19 protein-coding genes are annotated in these 19,677 nt (G+C 53.2%); 2 read left to right on the forward strand and 17 right to left on the reverse strand.

Annotated features, from left to right (window positions below; all coding sequences use genetic code 11):
- Positions 1-13: 13 nt before the first annotated feature.
- Positions 14-733, reverse strand: coding sequence for an MBL fold metallo-hydrolase (locus ACTOVJ_RS05960; protein WP_449504651.1), 720 nt, complete (start codon positions 731-733; stop codon positions 14-16).
- A gap of 112 nt (positions 734-845) precedes the next feature.
- Between ACTOVJ_RS05960 and ACTOVJ_RS05965 the strand changes: the two genes are divergently transcribed.
- Both ACTOVJ_RS05965 and ACTOVJ_RS05970 read left to right on the forward strand, forming a co-directional pair.
- Positions 846-2,222: a DUF349 domain-containing protein gene (locus ACTOVJ_RS05965; protein ID WP_449504133.1), complete on the forward strand. Its 1,377-nt coding sequence runs from the start codon at positions 846-848 to the stop codon at positions 2,220-2,222.
- 94 nt (positions 2,223-2,316) lie between these two features.
- On the forward strand, positions 2,317-2,859 hold the full coding sequence (locus ACTOVJ_RS05970; protein WP_449502172.1) for a hypothetical protein: 543 nt from the start codon (positions 2,317-2,319) through the stop codon (positions 2,857-2,859).
- Here ACTOVJ_RS05970 and ACTOVJ_RS05975 read toward each other — a convergent pair.
- The 16 genes from ACTOVJ_RS05975 to thrS all read right to left on the reverse strand — a co-directional run bounded on the left by ACTOVJ_RS05975 (position 2,796) and on the right by thrS (position 19,483).
- Positions 2,796-5,102: a RelA/SpoT family protein gene (locus tag ACTOVJ_RS05975; RefSeq protein ID WP_449502171.1), complete on the reverse strand. Its 2,307-nt coding sequence runs from the start codon at positions 5,100-5,102 to the stop codon at positions 2,796-2,798. The two genes, ACTOVJ_RS05970 and ACTOVJ_RS05975, sit on opposite strands and share 64 nt — an antisense overlap.
- A gap of 110 nt (positions 5,103-5,212) precedes the next feature.
- Complete coding sequence (locus tag ACTOVJ_RS05980; RefSeq protein WP_449502170.1) at positions 5,213-5,755, reverse strand: adenine phosphoribosyltransferase; 543 nt, start codon at positions 5,753-5,755, stop codon at positions 5,213-5,215.
- Positions 5,755-6,843, reverse strand: coding sequence for a protein translocase subunit SecF (secF, locus tag ACTOVJ_RS05985; RefSeq protein ID WP_449502169.1), 1,089 nt, complete (start codon positions 6,841-6,843; stop codon positions 5,755-5,757). Before secF ends, ACTOVJ_RS05980 begins: the two co-directional genes overlap by 1 nt.
- Positions 6,843-8,747, reverse strand: a complete 1,905-nt coding sequence (secD, locus tag ACTOVJ_RS05990) for a protein translocase subunit SecD (protein WP_449502168.1) — start codon at positions 8,745-8,747, stop codon at positions 6,843-6,845. The genes secF and secD overlap by 1 nt, the downstream gene beginning before the upstream one ends.
- 24 nt (positions 8,748-8,771) lie before the next feature.
- Positions 8,772-9,143, reverse strand: a complete 372-nt coding sequence (yajC, locus tag ACTOVJ_RS05995; RefSeq protein WP_449503159.1) for a preprotein translocase subunit YajC — start codon at positions 9,141-9,143, stop codon at positions 8,772-8,774.
- Positions 9,144-9,306: 163 nt separating this feature from the next.
- On the reverse strand, positions 9,307-10,323 hold the full coding sequence (gene ruvB / locus ACTOVJ_RS06000; RefSeq protein ID WP_449504134.1) for a Holliday junction branch migration DNA helicase RuvB: 1,017 nt from the start codon (positions 10,321-10,323) through the stop codon (positions 9,307-9,309).
- Between the two features lie 3 nt (positions 10,324-10,326).
- A complete protein-coding gene (gene ruvA / locus ACTOVJ_RS06005; protein ID WP_449502165.1) occupies positions 10,327-10,920 on the reverse strand; it encodes a Holliday junction branch migration protein RuvA in 594 nt (197 codons plus the stop codon).
- Between the two features lie 130 nt (positions 10,921-11,050).
- Positions 11,051-11,671 carry a crossover junction endodeoxyribonuclease RuvC gene (ruvC, locus tag ACTOVJ_RS06010; RefSeq protein WP_449503160.1) on the reverse strand — a complete coding sequence of 207 codons (621 nt, stop codon included), beginning with the start codon at positions 11,669-11,671 and terminating at the stop codon, positions 11,051-11,053.
- Positions 11,672-12,433 (reverse strand): YebC/PmpR family DNA-binding transcriptional regulator, encoded by a 762-nt coding sequence (locus tag ACTOVJ_RS06015; RefSeq protein WP_449503161.1) that lies wholly within the window; start codon positions 12,431-12,433, stop codon positions 11,672-11,674.
- Between the two features lie 81 nt (positions 12,434-12,514).
- Positions 12,515-13,072, reverse strand: a complete 558-nt coding sequence (locus tag ACTOVJ_RS06020; protein WP_449502239.1) for an NUDIX hydrolase — start codon at positions 13,070-13,072, stop codon at positions 12,515-12,517.
- Positions 13,073-13,077: 5 nt separating this feature from the next.
- Entirely contained in the window at positions 13,078-14,244 is a 1,167-nt protein-coding gene (locus tag ACTOVJ_RS06025; protein WP_449503162.1) for a PrsW family intramembrane metalloprotease, read from the reverse strand.
- A 12-nt stretch (positions 14,245-14,256) separates the two neighbouring features.
- Positions 14,257-14,781, reverse strand: coding sequence for a hypothetical protein (locus ACTOVJ_RS06030; RefSeq protein WP_449502161.1), 525 nt, complete (start codon positions 14,779-14,781; stop codon positions 14,257-14,259).
- Positions 14,778-15,902, reverse strand: coding sequence for a glycosyltransferase family 4 protein (locus ACTOVJ_RS06035; RefSeq protein ID WP_449502160.1), 1,125 nt, complete (start codon positions 15,900-15,902; stop codon positions 14,778-14,780). Before ACTOVJ_RS06035 ends, ACTOVJ_RS06030 begins: the two co-directional genes overlap by 4 nt.
- A complete protein-coding gene (locus ACTOVJ_RS06040; RefSeq protein WP_449504135.1) occupies positions 15,899-16,876 on the reverse strand; it encodes a phosphatidylinositol mannoside acyltransferase in 978 nt (325 codons plus the stop codon). Before ACTOVJ_RS06040 ends, ACTOVJ_RS06035 begins: the two co-directional genes overlap by 4 nt.
- On the reverse strand, positions 16,842-17,489 hold the full coding sequence (pgsA, locus tag ACTOVJ_RS06045; protein WP_449502158.1) for a phosphatidylinositol phosphate synthase: 648 nt from the start codon (positions 17,487-17,489) through the stop codon (positions 16,842-16,844). The genes ACTOVJ_RS06040 and pgsA overlap by 35 nt, the downstream gene beginning before the upstream one ends.
- Positions 17,490-17,494: 5 nt before the next feature.
- Positions 17,495-19,483, reverse strand: coding sequence for a threonine--tRNA ligase (thrS, locus tag ACTOVJ_RS06050; protein ID WP_449504149.1), 1,989 nt, complete (start codon positions 19,481-19,483; stop codon positions 17,495-17,497).
- Between the last annotated feature and the right edge of the window lie 194 nt (positions 19,484-19,677).

Here is a 19,677-nt window from a genome sequence, read left to right on the forward strand (position 1 = left end):
GGCGTAGCCCAATTTACTCTAGGAACATCCTCAAATACGGGTTTGAGTTAAGCTCACGTGAAAGTTTCGTTGCTGGGCCGTGTCCAGGAAATACCCATGTTTCCTCGTCTACGTCGGCAGCGATCCGTCGTAGAGATTTCTCCATCGCACGAGGATCCGAACCAGGAAGATCAGTGCGACCAATTCCATTATTGAACAGCACATCGCCTGAGAGCATCATGTGCCCGCCCTGACCTGCTGCGAGAGGGAGGCTATCTCCCGGATCGACGTATCCGTCGAAGAGAAAGACTGTCGAACCTTGGGAATGACCCGGCGCAGCCAGCGCACGCAAGGATATGCCGTCCACGATTTCGGTGGAAGCGTCATAGAATTCCCCCGGCAACGCCCGCACGTCACGTGGACGAACCCACGACGCCGATCCCACGGCGCTGAAGAGGGGCGCCAGTTGCTCAAGTCCCGTAGTGGCAAGGGGATCATCGAGCCGGAAGAGATCTTCCGACGGGATGAAGACAGGCGCGTCGCCCGCGACCTCCGCACAATCCCAGACATGATCAGCATGTCCGTGAGTCAGCAGAACTGCACCGAGTGTTAGTCCCCTTTTTTCAAGAGCCGACGGCACCCAGGTTGCTGCACCAGCACCAGTATCGACCACTAACGCAACTTTCGCATCGGCGTCGGCGAGCACATAAGTATTGGCTCCAATGACAGTTCCACTGAAACGCAAGAAAATCATAATCTGACTCTACCCCAGCCACGTGAAACCGCGAAAATTCAGCGGCATTCGCGTAGAGTGGTGGCGTACCAACACGTGAACGGTATCAATTACCCCGTCTGAAGGAGTCCTCATGTCGGATACCATGTCTACCCCGGCAAGCAACGAAGCCGCCGAAACCACTCAACTAAACGCCACACCGGCACCCGTAACGCCAACACCAGCGCCTGCAGCACCAGCAGCGCCCGCTCCTCTCACGGAGTCCGAAGCGGCTGAAGCCGCCAAGTGGGGACGCGTTGACGACGAGGGTAACGTGTGGCTGACCGACGGCGAAGGAAAGGAAGTGCGCATCGTTGGCCAGTACACAGCTGGTGGAACTGCCGCTGATGCATTGACACTCTACGCTCGTCGTTTCCTGGATCTACAGTCTCAGGTTGCTCTACTTGAAATGCGAATTAACACGATCTCGCCCGAAGAATCGCGCAAGTCGCAAAAGCATCTGAGAGCACAGCTTGAAGAACCGGCTGCGATCGGTGACATTGTTGCGCTTCGTACACGAGTAGATGCCACCTTGCCGCTCATTGAGCAGCGCGCCGAAGTGGTCAATGCTGAGCGTGCTGAGGCCAAGAAGAAAGCGCTTGAAGAGCGCGAGGCTATTGTTGCTGAAGCAGAAAAGATTTCTGCACAGGATCCGTCCACAACGCATTGGAAGAATTCCCGAACGGCGCTCGCTGAGCTTCTTGACCAGTGGAAACATGCACAGCGTCACGGAGCGCGTATCGATCGCCCCACTGAAGAGGCGTTATGGAAGCGTTTTTCGTCAGCGCGCACGCAATTTGATCGCCATCGTCGCCAGTACTTCTCTGAGCGTGACAAGGCAACCAAAGCGACCGTTAATGCAAAGGAAGATCTGATCCGCCGCGCTACAGAGTTGCAAAATTCTACTGATTGGGGCGCCGCGTCAGCAGCATACCGTCAGCTCATGAATGAATGGAAGGCTGCTGGTCGCGCAGGACGCAAGGAAGATGACAAGCTGTGGGATCGTTTCCGAGCAGCTCAGCAGGTCTTCTTCGATGCGCGTAACGCTCACAACAACCAGCTCGACGAAGAATTTAGCAAGAATCTGGCAAAGAAACTTGAACTTCTCAAGGAAGCCGAAAAGCTCGTACCTGTCAGCGATGTCGAAGTTGCCAAAGTAGCAATCCGCGAAATCGGCGAGCAGTGGGACAAGATTGGTCGTGTGCCGCGTGCCGATGTGGGTCGCACCGAGGGACGTCTGCGCGACATTGAGCAAGCGATCCGTGATGCTGATTCCGAACAGTGGCGCAAGAGTGATCCAACTGTTGCCGAACGAACGAATGGTATGGCCGCCCAGCTGGAGGTACTAATCGCTGAACTCGAAGGCCAGCTTGCTGAAGCGAAGGCTGCAGGTGACGACAAGAAGATCAAGGAATACACTTCGGCGCTCGAAGCGCGTAAGCAATGGCTTGCTGCTGTTCAAGCTGACTGAATAAAGTAGCACACTGCGATTTATCGTTCGGGGAGGTTTCCACATTTGTGGAAACCTCCCCGAACGTTTTTTATCGACATTGCAGAATCATCACATGACATCCCTATTTATTGACATCTCACACAGGCAGCACGAAAGCCTGTCTCATGAGGGGCTAGTAGTGCAGGTGGGCGAACTCGGACTCGTGGGAATCGATTTGGTCAGAACCGTCCACTCACGCGCCCGCATTATTTCTCTTGCGCACAGCGGTTCGATCGCATTTGGCTATACCGCATTATGGATCCACACCGGCAATCAAGCAGGAATGGTTCGGACCAAACTCGAAACTTCACTGCCTGATAGCCAGTGCGTGAAACGTAAAAAATACTCTGAAAAAGACCTGCAGAAAATAGGGTCGATCATGGTGACCACACCTGAACGGACACTACTTGATCTTCTCCTGCACAACACCGCTGATGCACTGGCAAATGTCTATTCTCTTGTCAGAGCAGGGTGCGATCTTGACGCTGTCGCACGCCGAGCCGGTGAGCTCGAGTCTCTCCACGGGATCGGTCAGGCACGGATTATTGCACGTCAGTTGCCTGCCTCGGTTGACACACGCCGATCAGATTCGCGTTTCGATCCAACAACTCGATAAGCGTCATAAACGCCATCAATCTTGCGAAGTTCCTTCAGAACGACACTCAGATGACGCGGATCTCCCATCTCAAACTGGAAGGTCGAACGTGCTACGCGCTCTTTCGAAGTATTCATCGAGCCCGAGAGCATATTGATGTCATGATCAGAGAGCACCTTGGAAATATCAGCAAGGAGTCCACGCCGATCAAGGGCTTCAATTTGGACTTGTACCACAAACACCGCATCTTGAGCATCTGCCCATTCAATGGCGATGAAACGATCACGATCTCGTTGAAGGCTCACAACATTCGGACAATCTGCACGGTGGACGGAAATTCCATTGCCACGAGTCACAAAACCGATGATGGGATCAGGAGGGACAGGAGTACAGCACTTAGCGAGTTTGACGAGCACATCTGTGTCTTCAATGGAGGACACAATGACTGCTGAGCCTGCTTCACCTGAGTGCCTCATAATACGTGTGGGAGTGACAGCCTCCGCCATCGACTCCTCGACTCCTGCAAGTCCGCCCTGTGAAGAAATCAGTTTGCGTACGACAGACTCAGACGAAATATTGCCCTCACCGATCGCACTATAGAGATCCGTGACGTCCTTGCGGTTGAGGTCTTGAGCCACCGCGCGTAACGTCTCGTGCGACATGAGTCGCTGGACTGGCTGATTCTTGCGACGAATCGCCTTTGCGAGCTTCTCTTTTCCTTCCTCAATCGCTTCGTCCCGTCGAGATTTTGTAAACCACGATTTGATCTTGGCACGCGCACGAGGCGTTGCGACGAAATCAAGCCAGCCACGAGATGGCCCAGCTTCAGAGGATTTAGCCGTCACAATTTCCACTGTATCGCCAGACTCAAGTTTGTGATCCAATGTGACCAAGCGATCATTCACCTTTGCGCCGACAGTACGGAAACCGACTTCTGTATGGACAGCAAAAGCGAAGTCCACCGGTGTCGATCCAGCTGGCAACTCCATAACCTCGCCTGCAGGTGTGAAAACATACACCTGGTTACCCGACATCTCGTACCGTAATGAATCAAGAAACTCTGACGGATCTGCCGTATCACGCTGCCAATCCACAAGCTGCCGCAACCATTCAAGCTGGGCATCTTCTTGCTTTTCCTGACCAGTGCCCTTTGTGGCGTTCGGATTCTCTTTATAACGCCAGTGAGCAGCTACGCCAAATTCGGCTCGCCGATGCATTTCGTAAGTACGGATCTGGACTTCAACGGTTTTCCCGCCAGGCCCCATTACCGTGGTGTGAATCGACTGGTACAGATTGAATTTTGGCGATGCAATGTAATCTTTGATCCGTCCCTGAATTGGGGTGTACGAAGAATTAACAATGCCAAGAGCCGTATAACAGTCTTGGACTTCGTTAACCAGGACACGAATACCGATAAGATCGTAGATATCTTCAAAGTCACGCCCTCGAAGAATCATCTTTTGATAAATCGAATAGTAGTGCTTTGGGCGTCCTGAAATTGTGCACTTCACTCCGGCCTTGGCGAGTTCTGACTGGATCTTTACTTTGATTTCTTCAAGGAAACGCTCACGCTCAGGGGCACGTTCCTGAACCATCTGCTCAATTTCTGCATAAACTGCTGGATAAAGCGTCCGAAAGGAGCGATCTTCAAGCTCCCATTTGATTGAATTCATTCCCAAACGGTGTGCCAAAGGCGCGAAAATTTCCAGAGTTTCGCGAGCTTTGCGTTGCGCCGATCCCGCTTCAACATAACGCCACGTGCGAGCGTTATGAAGGCGATCACCAAGTTTAATGAGAAGAACACGGATATCTTTCGACATCGCGATAACCATCTTGCGGACGGTTTCTGCCGCCGCAGCTTCACCGTATTCGACCTTATCGAGCTTCGTCACGCCGTCGACAAGGAGGGCAACTGTCGAACCGAATTCCCTTGTCAATTCTTTGAGTGTGTAATCCGTGTCCTCAACAGTGTCATGGAGCAGCGCAGCAACAATTGTCTCCTCGTCGAGACCGAGTTCAGCAAGGATAGTAGCGACAGCGACCGGATGGGTAATATACGGCTCCCCTGACTTGCGCTTCTGTCCGCGATGTTTTTCTTCAGCAACAACAAAAGCCTTCAGAATGCGTTGTTCATCCAACCCACGTCCTTCGATCGCCGCCATAATCGGCTCAAGAAGAGCTGGAACCTGCAGTGACTTCTTCCCGCCCAACCACGCGAAACGTGAACGCAAACGTGTTGGGACTGCACCATTGTTGTCGCTCATGAACAGATTCTACGTCAGAGACGCGCAATCGTGCCGAACGTGGTTCAATCCACGGAGAAAAATGTGGGGAACGCAAACGAGCGCTCCCCACATTGTCATTGTCATGATGCCTAGTATGCGATTACCGAATCGATTGGAATATTCTCACCCAAACGCTCACGACCACCAAGATCTTTGAGCTCAAGCAACACACACAACGCAACAGGAACTGCACCGGCTTGGCGAATCAGATCGAATGCCGCACCGGCAGTTCCACCCGTAGCAAGAACATCATCGATGACCAAAACGCGGTGCCCATCTTCAACGGTGAAAGGCTGAAGCTCCATCCGAGCCGAACCATACTCAAGGTCGTAATCCACGCCGACGACAGGCCCGGGGAGACGACCAGCCTTACGAACAGTCAACATGCCGACGCCGAGCGCAACGGCAAGTGGCGCACCAAGGATAAACCCACGAGATTCAAGACCGGCAACGGCATCAACTTTTCCGCGGTAGTGATCCGCAAGCATGTCAATGAGAGCTTTAAACCCTTGAGCATCCGCGATCAGAGGCGTGATGTCGCGAAAGAGTACGCCTCGCGCAGGAAAATCCTGCACTTCGCGTACGTGTGAACGCACCATCTCGACAGTGTCATGCGGGAAAACTTCGGACATCACTTCTTCTTTCGTTTCTTCGCGCCACTTTTCGAGCGCATGCCGGTGGGCACATGAGACGTGTCAATGTTACCCGAGTTCTCCTCTGACAAGTCGGACTTGGCCATCTTGTCTCGTGATTCGGAACGCATCTTCATTACTGCTTCGGTGTGAGCTTTAACGTTGTCGTTACGCATTCCGAGTGCCACGGCAAACGGCGCAGCGAGGAAGATCGATGACAGCGTCGACAAAATCATGCCCACGAACATCACTAGAGCCAGATCGCGGAGGGTATCCGCCCCGAGCAAAAGTACACCCACGAACAGGACACTCATGACGGGAAGCAAGCCGGTGATCGAGGTATTAAGAGAACGAATCAGGGTTTGATTGATGGCCAGGTTCGCCGATTCTTCGTAGGTCATATCGTTTTGTCCACGAAGCTCAACAGTGTTCTCACGAACCTTGTCGAAAACCACGACAGTGTCGTAAAGGGAATAACCCATAATGGTCAGCAAACCAATTACCGTCGCCGGCGTAATCTCAAATCCACCGATCCAGTAGACGCCGAGAGTGACGATGAAATCGTGCAAGAGTGCGCCCATTGCGCCAACAGCAATTGCCCACGAGCGGAAGTAAATGGTCATGATCAGCGACACCAGAACCATGAATACGATCATCGCGCGAATTGCCTTCGACATAATGTCCGCACCCCACGAGGGGCCGATGAAGGTAGAGGTCACTTCTGTCTCGTTGACCTGATAGGCCTGTGCTAATTCTGAACGAACCTGTTGGGTCTGTTGATCCGTAAGCTCACCAGTCTGAACGCGGATCGTGTCGCTTCCAACATTCGATACACGTGGCGCAGTGTCTTTACCAATCTTCGTAACGATATCAGTCGCTGGCTTAAGTGATGTTTGAGAAGTGCCCGAAATTGTGAACTGAGATCCACCGCGGAACTCGATTCCTAGATTAGGAGAAATCGTTGCAAAAGAAAGCAGTGACACAAGGACGAGGACAATCGCAGCACTGAACCAGTACTTGCGCTTTTGAATCAGCGGGTAAGAGGTCTTGCCCGAATAGAGGTTATTTCCCCAAGAATACATCGACATCAGTTCTCACCTTTCGCTGCCTGGCGCTTCTCGCGACGCTCGCGTGCTCGAAGCTGTGCGAGCGATTCGCCCTCACGACGCTCGAGGTGAACTTCGCGCTGATGCTTATTTGCTGTTGTGTGATCGGAGACGAAACGAGCATCGGGATACTCGTCGGCCGAGAGTGCCTGTTTTTCAAGACCTGTGACACCAGAACGAGATTTCTTCTGTGTGTCAAAGGAACGAACCCGACCGCGCCCCTGGTAAATCGCTGGGCCTTCGAGTTTCTTGGTATTCAGACCGGAATACGCCTTGCCCTGCCCAAAGAAGGCAGTCTTTCCCAGGTACGTCATCAACGGATAGGTGAACATCATGACGACGATCAAGTCCAAAACTGTTGTAATACCAAGGGTAAAGGCGAATCCGCGTACGGAGCCGACGGTCAAAATATACAGAACCACAGAGGCAAGAAGGTTAACCGCATCGGAAACGATAATCGTGCGGCGGGCACGGATCCATCCGTGCTTAATAGCACTGGTGACAACGCGGCCGTCGCGAATTTCATCGCGAATACGCTCGAAGTACACAATGAACGAGTCCGCTGTCACACCAATAGAAACGATCATCCCCAGGACGCCGGCCATCGAGAGCCTGTATCCCATCCCCCACGAGAGCAAACAGATCACAAAGTATGACAAGCCGGTAGAGAGAAGAATCGATGCTACCGCGACCACGCCCAGCGCATGATATTGCCAGATCATGTACGCCACGATAATCACCAAACCGATAAGTCCAGCGATCAAACCTGACTGAAGTTGATCGGCGCCAAGGGTTGCCGAAATCTGTTCTTCAGACTGAACCTGGAAATTCAGTGGAAGGGAGCCAAAGCTGAGCTGGTTAGCCAATGATGCGGCTTCGGGAGCAGTAAACGATCCGGTGATTTGTGCACCACCCGAAATTCGGCCTGAGGGAACCGGTGCAGAGAGCACCTTGCCATCAAGCACGATCGAGAACTGATTGCGTGGGCTTTGGAGCTGGGAAATACGAGCTGTTGAGTCAGAGAATGCCTTCGAACCGGCAGCGTCGAATTCCATATTCACAGCGTAGCCACCTGTCGGTGTGCCTTGGTTGTTCACAGCCGGGCCGGAAGTCGCCTGCGTGACGTGAGACCCTTCCACTTCTGCCGGACCGAGGATGTACTTATTCGTCCCTGACGAATCGCAAGCCACAAGGGCTTTCTTCGGATCGTCACCCGTTGCTGCAAGCTGAGCCTCTTGTGATCCACATGTGAGCAGGTACATGTCCTGCGTGGTCTTCTCCGTGATCCATGCAGTGTCCGATGGGTTTTCGGGCTTCTTCGCCGGCTCGTCTGAGATCTTTCCATCGCCGTTCACATCTGCCAAAACTTCGATGTTTTTCTTGATCTCTTCTTGTGTCATCGACTTTTCGTTACCTGCAACAAGCTTCTTGTTTGCGGCTTTCATCGCAGCAGCAATGGCAGGGGCATCAAGCTTGTGGCTCTGAGTGATCGCAAGAACTGGGCGCATACGCAACACAGCTGAAGTGCGCACAAGGTTCAGGGTCTCTTTGCTTGGGTTTCCAGGAAGTCCGACGACGATATTCGATCCACCCTGTGAGTTGATTTCAGCTTCAGCAACACCAGAAGCATCGACACGCTGCCGGATAATCTCAATCGCTTGAGCAACGTCAGCATCAGTGATTTCACGCCCATCGGTCGAGACTGGAGTAAGGATAATCTGGGTGCCGCCCTCAAGGTCGAGAGCGAGATCTGGAGTGAAACGACTCTTGTCCGTCGTTAGGGAGCCGTAGGCAAGTGAGCCCACCAACACCACAATCATCACGACTAAGAGCACCAGCTGCTTATAGAGCTTAGGTTTCACTTCCGCATGAGAGGAGTGAGACATTGTTGTTCCTTTACGTGGAGAAAATTACTTGTCTGAGTCGGATTGCGCAGTGGTATCTTCCGAATTATCAGAAGGTGCCGCTGGCATGGAAGTCTCGATTTCCTCCACAACGTCGTCGGAGGCATAGCCCAGAGGAAGATCCATTTGCTGCAAGATCGCGCGCTTCATCCATACTGTTTCGTCACCCGAAGGCGATTCAAGAGTCACCGCGTCGCCGTCGATATCGACAATACGTCCAAAGAAACCGGAGTTTGTCACCACATTTGTGCCGACAACAAGCGCCTTTTCACGCTCCTCAGCTGCCTTTGCTTGAGCCTTGCGCGCACCGCGCGACATGAACCACATCAGAGCTACCATGACCACCAAAATGATGATCAGCTCAAAACCACGGGGCATAAATCTATCCTTCAATCAGACCACGGCCGCACTGGCCATAACGGATAAACTCTACACGAGTGAGAGAAAAACCAACGGGAAAAACTCTGCAAAAGTAATGAGATACTCACGTATCACAATACGTGATGATGTTGAGGAAGTTTTTGGCAAGAACGATCGTTGTCTAGCCAAAAAGTGTCTCTGTGTCAGGGGCAGTCAGGCCTAAGTGTGACCACGCCAGTGACGTTGCCACGCGACCACGTGGCGTACGAACGATAAAACCTTCGCGAACCAAGTAAGGCTCAGCAACCGTTTCAACGGTCTCGGGCTCTTCCCCTACAGATACAGCAATTGTTGTCAAACCGGCAGGACCACCATTAAAACGACGGCAGAGCACATCAAGAACGGCACGATCAAGCCGATCGAGGCCAAGTGAATCCACTTCGAAAACATCTAAAGCAGACTTCGCTGCAATGAGATCGAGGACACCAGTTCCACGAACTTGCGCCCAATCTTGAACACGGCGAAGCAAACGATTTGCAATACGCGGTGTGCCACGGGAACGAGAAGCAATTTCTCCAGCTGCATCCGCATCGATTTGCGCGTTAAGTTTCATTGCATTGGCAGACACAATCTGGGCAAGTTCCTCGACTGTGTAATAGTCAAGATGCGCTGTAAAACCAAAGCGGTCTCGCAAAGGCGCAGGGAGCAACCCTGCACGAGTCGTTGCACCGACAACGGTAAATGGAGGAAGCGGAAGCGGAATTGAGGTTGCCCCTGGCCCCTTCCCCACCATGACATCCACACGAAAATCTTCCATCGCAAGGTAAAGCATCTCCTCAGCGGTACGCGCCAAGCGATGGATCTCATCGATAAAGAGGACGTCGCCTTCTTGAAGAGCTGAGAGCACGGCAGCAAGATCTCCCGGCTTTTGAATAGCTGGTCCAGAAGTGAGGCGCAATGCCCCGCCTACCTCAGCCGCGATAATCATTGCAAGGGTTGTCTTTCCCAGTCCAGGCGGCCCTGAGAGCAGGACATGATCAGGTGATTTCGCGCGCGCAATTGACGCATCGAGAACGAGTGAAAGTTGATTGCGCACTGTTTCTTGACCAACAAACTCACCCAAACGTTTTGGTCTGAACGCCGCCTCCTGGGCACGCTCAGTATCAGTGGCATCCGGAGCCATATCGAATTGCGACATCTGTTACCTCCGCGATCCAAGAATTTGCAAAGTAGTACGAAGAAGATCCGCAGTGCTTGTACCGGTAAATGTTTCGCGTGCCTGGCGCAGAGCGTCTTCCGCTTCAGACTCTCTCCAACCCAGCGACATTAGCCCTTCAATCACGGCTGGATCCGCTTGATCAGGCTCAGGTGCAGTTCCCGTAGGAGTCTGGGACGCAGGACCGAGCTTGTCACCAATTTCGAGAATCATTCGTTGAGCGCTCTTCTTTCCGATTCCCGGGACACGGCTGAGAGCCTTTTCGTCTTTTGCGGCAAGAACCTGGCGAAGTTCATCTGGCGAAAATACGGCGAGAACAGCTAATGCGATCTTCGGCCCAATTCCCGAAACACTAGTGAGAGTCTCGAAAATCGCCTTCTCATCCGTCGAGGAAAAACCAAAGAGAGTCATCGAGTCTTCTCGGACGACTAAGGAGGTCCACACATGTGCCTCGTGCCCAATTTGCAGATGTGAGAGCGTAGCAGAGTTTGCGAAAATCTGATATCCCACACCAGCAACATCGATCACAGCACCGCAGATCCCAACCTGGAGCACCTGTCCTCGAATTGACGCGATCACATGATCCCCTTTCGAACGTTTGTACGATTCTACCGTGCCCATGCCACTCAACGCCAAAAGTATCGCATGAGGCGATACCACCAGTGCTGTGCCATGTGATATCGCCAATGCTCAGCAACGCGTGGCAGTACTATTCAGGTGCCACTGCGCCATGCCGACGAGTTAATCGCTCAGCATCGGCCCATATTTTTTGAGCTGGCGTTAACCCCGGACCAGAATTATCGGGCAACATGCCCGCACCACCGTGTTGTGCACGTGTCGTATCAACCATATGATCTGCTCCGCCGCGCCATGCCTGACAAATTGCGATGGCGAGCGCATCCGCTGCATCCTTTGGACGTGGCAGTTGCGGCAAGCCCAGGATGCGTTGAACCATCTGCTGAACCTGTAACTTTTGTGCACGACCATTTCCAGTGACTGCAGCTTTCACTTCAGACGGCGTGTGCGATCCTAGAGCGACCCCAGCACGAGCTGCAGCAAGAAGAACCACTCCTGCTACTTGAGCCGTTCCTGTCACCGAACGGACGTTTTCCTGTGCGAAAACTCGTTCGTAAGCGACGACGTCTGGAGAAAAACACGCAATTTTTTCTTCCAGAGAATTGAAGATCGTCAAAAGACGTCGATGTGGCGCGACCCGCGGATCAGTTCGCGCCACATCGACGTCAAGCATTTTCACGCGACGTCCACCTTCGGCTTCAATCACGCCGAGACCACACCGCGTCAATCCGGGGTCTACTCCCAGAATGATCATTTACTCGTCAGCATCCATCTGCTCGGCAATCTCGTCAGGAATATCGAGGTTGGAGTACACATTTTGGATATCGTCGATATCGTCAAGCGCGTCGATCAGGCGCATCACCTTATTCGCTGCCTCAACCGAATCTACAGTCACCTTAACATCGGGCACGAATTGGACTTCGGCTGAGTTGTAATCCATGCCGGCTTCCTGGAGAGCGCTACGCACGGCAACCAGGTCGTTGGGGGCGCTAATCACTTCGAAGACATCGCCTTCGTTATTCACTTCTTCGGCACCTGCGTCAAGCACTGCCATGAGGACGTCGTCTTCGTTGTTGCCTTCTGTCGGAACTTCGACGACACCCTTGCGGTGGAACATAAACGACACCGACCCCGGATCAGCGAGAGTACCACCATTGCGTGTCAGACCGACTCGCACGTCCGACGCCGCCCGGTTGCGGTTATCGGTCAGACATTCGATCAGCACAGCGACACCGCCCGAGGCATAGCCTTCATACATGATCGTTTCATAGTTGACCGCATCTGCACCTTCACCCGAACCACGCTTGACAGCACGATCAATGTTGTCCGCCGGAACAGAATTCTTCTTCGCCTTTTGGATCGCGTCAAATAGTGTGGGGTTACCAGCAGGATCGCCACCACCGGTGCGGGCTGCAACTTCAATGTTTTTAATCAGGCGTGCAAAGAGCTTACCGCGCTTGGCATCAATCGCCGCCTTCTTATGTTTTGTGGTTGCCCACTTTGAGTGTCCGGACACAGATTCTCCTTCGTAAGTTCACAAATTCGCTCACCATAATACCGCGTGCGAGGCTTAGCTCGCCGGTAGCTGGCTCACAGGCTAGGTTTCAGTGACCTCGATCACGCCCCCATCCCAGTTCTGCCACGACCGTAGCATCGCCGCAAGCCCCTGGGGATAAAATGGTGTCACGGACTGATGTTGTTCGATCTGCCCAGGAAAAAACCACCGATACTCATCCAGCAGCTGTTGCTCGAGTGGTGTCAGAGCCGTTCCTTGCATGTGATCGAGTTGCTCACGTTCCTCATCGCTGACATGCAAAAGATAAAATTCTTCATCCTGCTTTCGTACCTCACGTGCAAAATGGAAAGTGGCATGACGAATCAGAACTGGCCCTACCAGCCGATTCGGGTCGACAACAAGCCCTGTCTCTTCGCCTAGCTCACGTACAGCGCCTTCTCTGGGCGTTTCACCTGCCTCAAGACCACCACCCGGTGTGAACCACCATTGATGCTTGTCATCATCAAAATCATGGCCAAGGATAAGAAAAATTCGCCCTTCACGATCCAGAACAACGACTCGTGCAGCAACCCGATGTGGAAAACCATCGATGTCGCGGGGCCACTCGTCGGCAAGCTGCTGTGCGCTTTCCTTTGACATCTCGTTCACATGAACACCTCTCGAAGTTCAGCAATATTATTTAAATGTTCTCGTTGAGCTGCGCGAACCTGACGCTGATTCTCAGTTCCGCGTCGAACTGCGCGAGTCCTGAGATGGCCGAGCCGCAACAATTCGCTATGAAGCTGACGCATCGCTTCGGCGCCGACGTCGGCAGGATAGCCCTTCGTTACCGCACGTTTCGCTGCCCACGCTTTCGACCGACGTCGTTCTGCTAGCGTCATCGTGAATGCCAGTTCGGTGGGAGCGATCTGTCCCCCAGCGACGAACGATGCTAAGCCCGCACGTACCGACTCTTTTTCCTCACGATGAGCGTAAAGCACCATCATGATTGCAATCACGGCGATTGGAATCGTATTGACCATTTTGTACGTTCCGTAGGTCATACCATGCCACCCCAGCGCGTTGTTATTGAGAAAATGGAAAACCCACGCTCCCATAAGTCCAGGAATTGCCCATAACACCACCATGATGCGTCTGCGAGAGTACTCAGCAAAGCCCACAAAGAATCCGAAGAAGGCCGTATACGTGTCATGCGAAAAAGGTGAATCGAGAAAGCGCACCTGGAATGTGTTCGATAGCGTGGTGGCATACTCGGTGAAGTATAAAACGTTTTCGGTGAATGCAAATCCAGCACCGATGAGTGCGCCGTACACGATGCCGTCCGTCGGACCATTGAATGCCCGCGAGAAGGTGACGAAGATGATGATTACTCCCAGCCCCTTAATGAGTTCCTCCGAGAGCGGAGCACCATATGATGCGACCCATGCTGTGATTTCATATTCTCCTGAACCTGGTGGAAGGAAGTACGGAGCAAACGCTTGTGCCCAGGCGTTGAGGAAGAGCGCACCAAAAATTGCAGCTCCTCCTCCCCACGTCAACGCCACAAAATACAATGCCCCTGGCTCAGGTTCCCACGAGTCAATCACCCACACGAACACGAGTGTGAAGGCCAGTGGAATCAGGGAAATGAGAACTGAGCGAGCGACATCTGCGTTATTGGCGTGTGTAAAGAGAACCGGCCATGCCAGAGTTAGTGAGATCACCGACGCCGTTACAAGACCCACGACACCGAAGACTTCCAGTAGGTGAACACGCACAGGTGACTTCCATATACGTCCAGCATCTGCTCGAAGCAGTGAATAGCGAACCATCCTCAAGCTCCCTTATTCGTCATCAAGGTCAACCGTGGACGGAATAGGGGCTGTGCCGTAAAGGCGAAACACACGCACAAGTAAATTTCCACGCACACGTCGTGCCCGCGATACTCGAGAATTGTGGAACATCCGCGCCATTCGCACCCGTTCGCGGGCCTTCTCAAGAGGCTCAATGGGCGAGTCGAGTTCATCAACAGTCAGGCGCAATGCACGCGATAATTCTGATTCACGAGCAGGACGATCAGTAGGAGCATGAGTTCCGATCGAGACGTGATCCAAACCGTCGTCGACGATGGGGAGCATTGTCGTGTCAAGAACATTCGTTGCTGCGTCTGCAAGAATCATCGCTCCAGCAACATCAAGTTTCCCCGACGACGCGGCTGCCAAAGCTTGGTGGGCGCGTTCGTTGAGCGCATTTTCGAGAACTCGTCTGCTACGAGCCACTGCGCGATTAAGGTTGTCCAGTTTGCGTGCACGCAAGATGATCGCGATGATGATGACCACCACACACAGAGCAAGGATAACCCACATCATGATGCTGGCCTTTCATGTGCACAAATAATAGCTGTGTCGTATACCGATAGAATCTGTGAGGCAACGGAGGACCAATCATAACGCCAGACCTCTGCCTGCGCTGCGTGAGCAATCTGTTGACGCAGATCTGGATTCTCAAGCGCATCACCGAGAACGCGTGCAAGATCACTGCTGTTGTCGTTCTCAAAGTGGAGACCGAACTCCCCGTCTCCTAATACTGCGCGGAAGGCAGGAATATCCGACGAGACAATAAAAGCACCAGCGCTCATCGCTTCAACCAAAATAATTCCGAAGGATTCTCCGCCAGTATTGGGCGCGATATACGCATCGACCGATGCTAACAACAGCGCTTTATCTGCGTCTGTGATCGATCCCAAGAATGTCACTGAATCGGCATATGTGCCAAAGAGCTCTGAAGCGGCAGCGCGGTCACCTTTTCCTGCAACAAAAACACGCAAGTGCGGGAACCGAGCCTTGAGATCGGCAAGCGCAGCGGCGAGAACTCCCAGACCTTTGCGCGGTTCATCAATACGTCCAAGAAATGCAATAGTGGGAGATTCGGGAGTTCCGGTAAAACGTTCATCTTTGCTCGCTTCAAGGTCACGAACGAACACACCGTTGGGGATCACCCAAGCATCCCCACCAAGGTGTTGAACCATTGTGCGACGAGCCTCTTGGGACACAGCAATCCTCGCTTCAATTTTGTCCAGCAAAGGAATGATAAAAGGCGAGGCAAGCCTGAGCATACGCGAAGTGTCCATTGCTGTATGGAACGTCGCTACCACCGGGCACGATGCACTCATCAACGCCAGCATCGACACCGAGGGGGTGAAAGGTTCGTGAACATGCAAAACATCGAAGTCACCGTCACGCAACCACCCGCGGACACGATGATTGACCTTCGGCCCAAATGCAAGCCGTGCAACCGATCCGTTGTATTTGATTGGCGTTGCGCTTCCCGCACTCGTCACGAAAGATTCCAGATCGGCGTCGGGATGTGCTGGAGCGATGACAGATACCTCATGGCCACGTGAAATAAGCTCTTTCGCAAGGTCGCGGATATGGAATTGCACTCCCCCAGGCACATCCCAGGAGTAGCCACACGCAATGCCGATCTTCAACGATTCTCCTCTTCTTTCACATGTCGCTTCGCTAGTCGTTCACGATCCAAATCTTCGACAAACACTTTCTGGAGCATATGCCAGTTCTCTTCGCGCCCCGGCAAATATTCGCCAACGGCATCCATCCATTCCTGATTCATTCGTTCAAGATCTGCGCTAAGTTCGACTTCAGGATGAGGGAAAATCGGTTCACCAATGTGAATATGAATGCCCGACGTCGTTCCCGCCCGACGTCGGCGCTCTGGTTCCGTTATGTGTTCCGTTTCAATGAAGACCGGAAACATCGGAACCTGATGTTGTCGGGCGAGGAGCGCAGCCCCCACAGCAACACGGATGGGATGTCCGAGCAGATTCACTTCAATTCCTTGTGCAGATAAGTCACGATCGCACAGGAGCGGCACAAATACTGTGTCGTTCATGTCTGTTTCAAGAGCATGGATCGCTCCCTGTCCCTTCACCCCGTGATAGATCGTCATTCCCATCTGTCGTCGTAGCTGAAGAAAGTAGTCGGCAACTTCCGGTGGATTCAGTTTCTCCGCGAGGGTATGAACCGGAGCGAGGTTCCAGCTCGCCCATGCTCCGGCCAAGTCCCAATTACCCATGTGGAGAAGGGCAGCAGGAAGTGCCTTGCCACGATCAAGATACGTCGTCAGTTTTTCCTTTCCGCTGACTCGCACTCGCGCGTCCACCTGTTCACGAGTGAGATGAGGGAGGCGGAAAATCTCGTAATAATAGGTCATGTACAAACTCATGGCCTTGCCGCTTCGAACGTATTGTGCCCATGAACCGTTCAGGGAACGAATTCGTTGAAGGTTGATCCTCAACTGGCGAACTGAGGCAAGAGTCGACCATCCCAGGGCGGAACCAATCATCCGAGCAGTAAAACGTCCGAGCGGCTCGGGAATCACCCGAGCCGCTCGGGTCGCTCGCTCGAATACCTTAGCGCTTACCACGATTTTCACTGACTGCTTCATCAGCCAAGATTTGCCGGCGAACAAAAGCCATACGTTGCCCAACAGTAAACAGTGAGGCAAACGCAATCAGCCACATGCCCACAGCGAAAACCCAATCACCAAAGAACACTGTCAAAATCAGAACGATCCCGGCAGCAACCAACCGATCAGCTCGCTCAGCAAGGCCTACTGCCGCGTCTTTTCCAATCGCTTGGGCACGTGCGCGGGCGTAGGGAACAATCGCACCCACGAGCCCGGCGGCAAGAGCGCCTGAGATCCCCCATGCCTGAGTTGCAGGGGCCGCGTGCAGATACGCCCACATCGTCAGAGCCCCAAAGATCGCTGCGTCAGTGACACGATCCATCGTCGAATCGAGGAATGCTCCCCACTGTGAAACTGTGCCCGTGATTCGCGCAATCTGCCCATCGAGATTATCGAAGACAGCCAGAAGTGACGTCACCACAATGCCCCATACAAGGTGGTTAGTGGTAAAAAATCCGATTGCTGAAGCACATGTCGCCAAGCCGCCAACGAACGTCGCAGTATTGGCAGAGACATGAAGTTTCACTGCCGCCCGCGCAAATGGTCCGAAGACCACTTGCGCGAACGGGCGACCACTACGAGAGAGCATCATCAACCTCACTGATTCTCGTGTGAGGCAATGGCTGTTGTAATACGCTCAACAGCTTCGTCGATCGCAATGCCATTGTGCTGGGATCCGTCACGTAGACGGAAAGACACAGCCCCGGCGTCGGCGTCTTCGCCACCGGCAATGAGAACAAACGGGATCTTTTCCTTCGACGCATTGCGAATCTTCTTCGGGAAACGATCGTCGGACGCATCAACTTCGACGCGCACACCCTTCTCACGCAGCTTCGTTGCGATATTCTCAAGGTACCCAATGAACGGCTCCGCGACGGGGATACAACGCACTTGAACAGGCGCAAGCCAAGCGGGGAAAGCACCTGCGTAGTGCTCAGTGAGAACACCGAAGAACCGTTCGATCGAGCCAAAGAGTGCGCGGTGAATCATCACTGGACGCTGGCGCGAACCATCTGGAGCTGTGTACTCAAGCTCAAAACGTTCCGGAAGATTGAAGTCGAGCTGAATCGTCGACATCTGCCAAGTGCGGCCAAGTGCATCACGTGCCTGAACTGAAATCTTCGGGCCGTAGAATGCTGCGCCTTCAGGATCAGGAATAAGCTCGAGGCCTGAAGCATCTGCGACCTCCTGCAATGTGCGGGTCGCTTCTTCCCAGATATCGTCGTCGCCCACGAACTTCTTCGGATTCTTTGTCGACAGCTCAAGATAGAAATCATCCATGCCGTAGTCCTTGAGCAAGGACAACACGAAATCAAGCAGCGATGTCAGTTCATCCTTCATCTGCTCACGGGTGCAGTAAATATGGGCATCATCCTGGGTGAAACCGCGCGCACGGGTCAGCCCGTGAATGACGCCAGACTTCTCGTTACGGTACACCGTTCCGAACTCGAACAGACGCAGCGGAAGCTCACGGTATGAACGGCCACGGCTGCGGTAGATCAGGTTGTGCATCGGGCAATTCATCGGCTTGAGGTAATAATCGGCACCTTGCTTGGTGATGTTACCGTCCGCATCACGTTCCTCATCCATGTGCATCGGAGGGTACATCCCATCGGCATAGAAAGACAGGTGCCCCGAAACTTCAAAGAGATTCTGCTTGGTGATGTGGGGGGTGTTGACGAAGGAATAGCCAGCTTCAAGGTGACGCTGGCGGGAGTAGTTCTCCATTTCCATGCGAATGATGCCGCCCTTGGGGTGGAACACTGCAAGACCGGAGCCAATCTCATCGGGGAACGAGAAGAGATCGAGTTCTGCACCAAGCTTACGATGGTCACGGCGCTCTGCTTCCTTAATACGCTCTTGGTAAGCGACGAGCTCATCCTTCGTTGGCCATGCCGTGCCGTAGATTCGCTGGAGGGAGTCATTGTTCTGGTCACCTCGCCAATAGGCAGCCGATGAGCGCGTCAGGGCGAATCCATTGCCGATGAGCTTGGTCGATGGAAGATGCGGACCGCGGCACAAATCGCTCCAGACTGTCTCGCCCTTGCGATTAATGTTGTCATAGATCGTCAATTCACCGCCGCCAACTTCAATGGAAGCACCATCAGCGTGCGAATCATGATCGCCCTTGAGACCAACCAATTCAACCTTGTAAGGCTGATCGGCAAGTTCGCTCACAGCATCGGAGTCAGAGATGACCCTCCGGACAAAGCGCTGACCTTCTTTGACAATGCGCTTCATATCCTTTTCAAGTTCCTTGAGCATTTCTGGAGTGACCGATGGGATGTTACCAAAGTCGTAGTAGAAGCCATCAGCGATGAACGGACCGATGCCAAGGTTCACTTCGGGGAACTTATTCTGAACCGCCTGCGCGAGGACATGGGTGGCGGAGTGACGAAGAATGTTCAAGCCGTCTTGTGAAGCAATGTCGACACCCTCAACTGTGGCACCATCAAGCCCTTCGAGCGATGTGTACAGATCTTTGAGCGTGTTGTTCACTCGGATCGCCACGATGTTTTTCTGCCCCTCGAAGAGGTCTGCTCCGGTCATTCCCGCCGAGATTTCGCGAACCTGTCCGTCCAACATGATGTGTGCCAATGGATTCCTCCTGGTAAAGCCCTACGCCATACCGGGGCGCCGGGCATTTTTCTTCTGTAGCGTCACTATCCTACCTGCTCTGTCGGGACGTCGGCGGATTAGCTTTGGGCGCATTTGCTCACCTTTCATCAATCGCCACCCGTGACATATCTGCACGGACGAGCAAAAACGGGCTAATCTGT

This window comes from Arcanobacterium sp. (ex Cirak et al. 2026) (genome assembly GCF_053585065.1).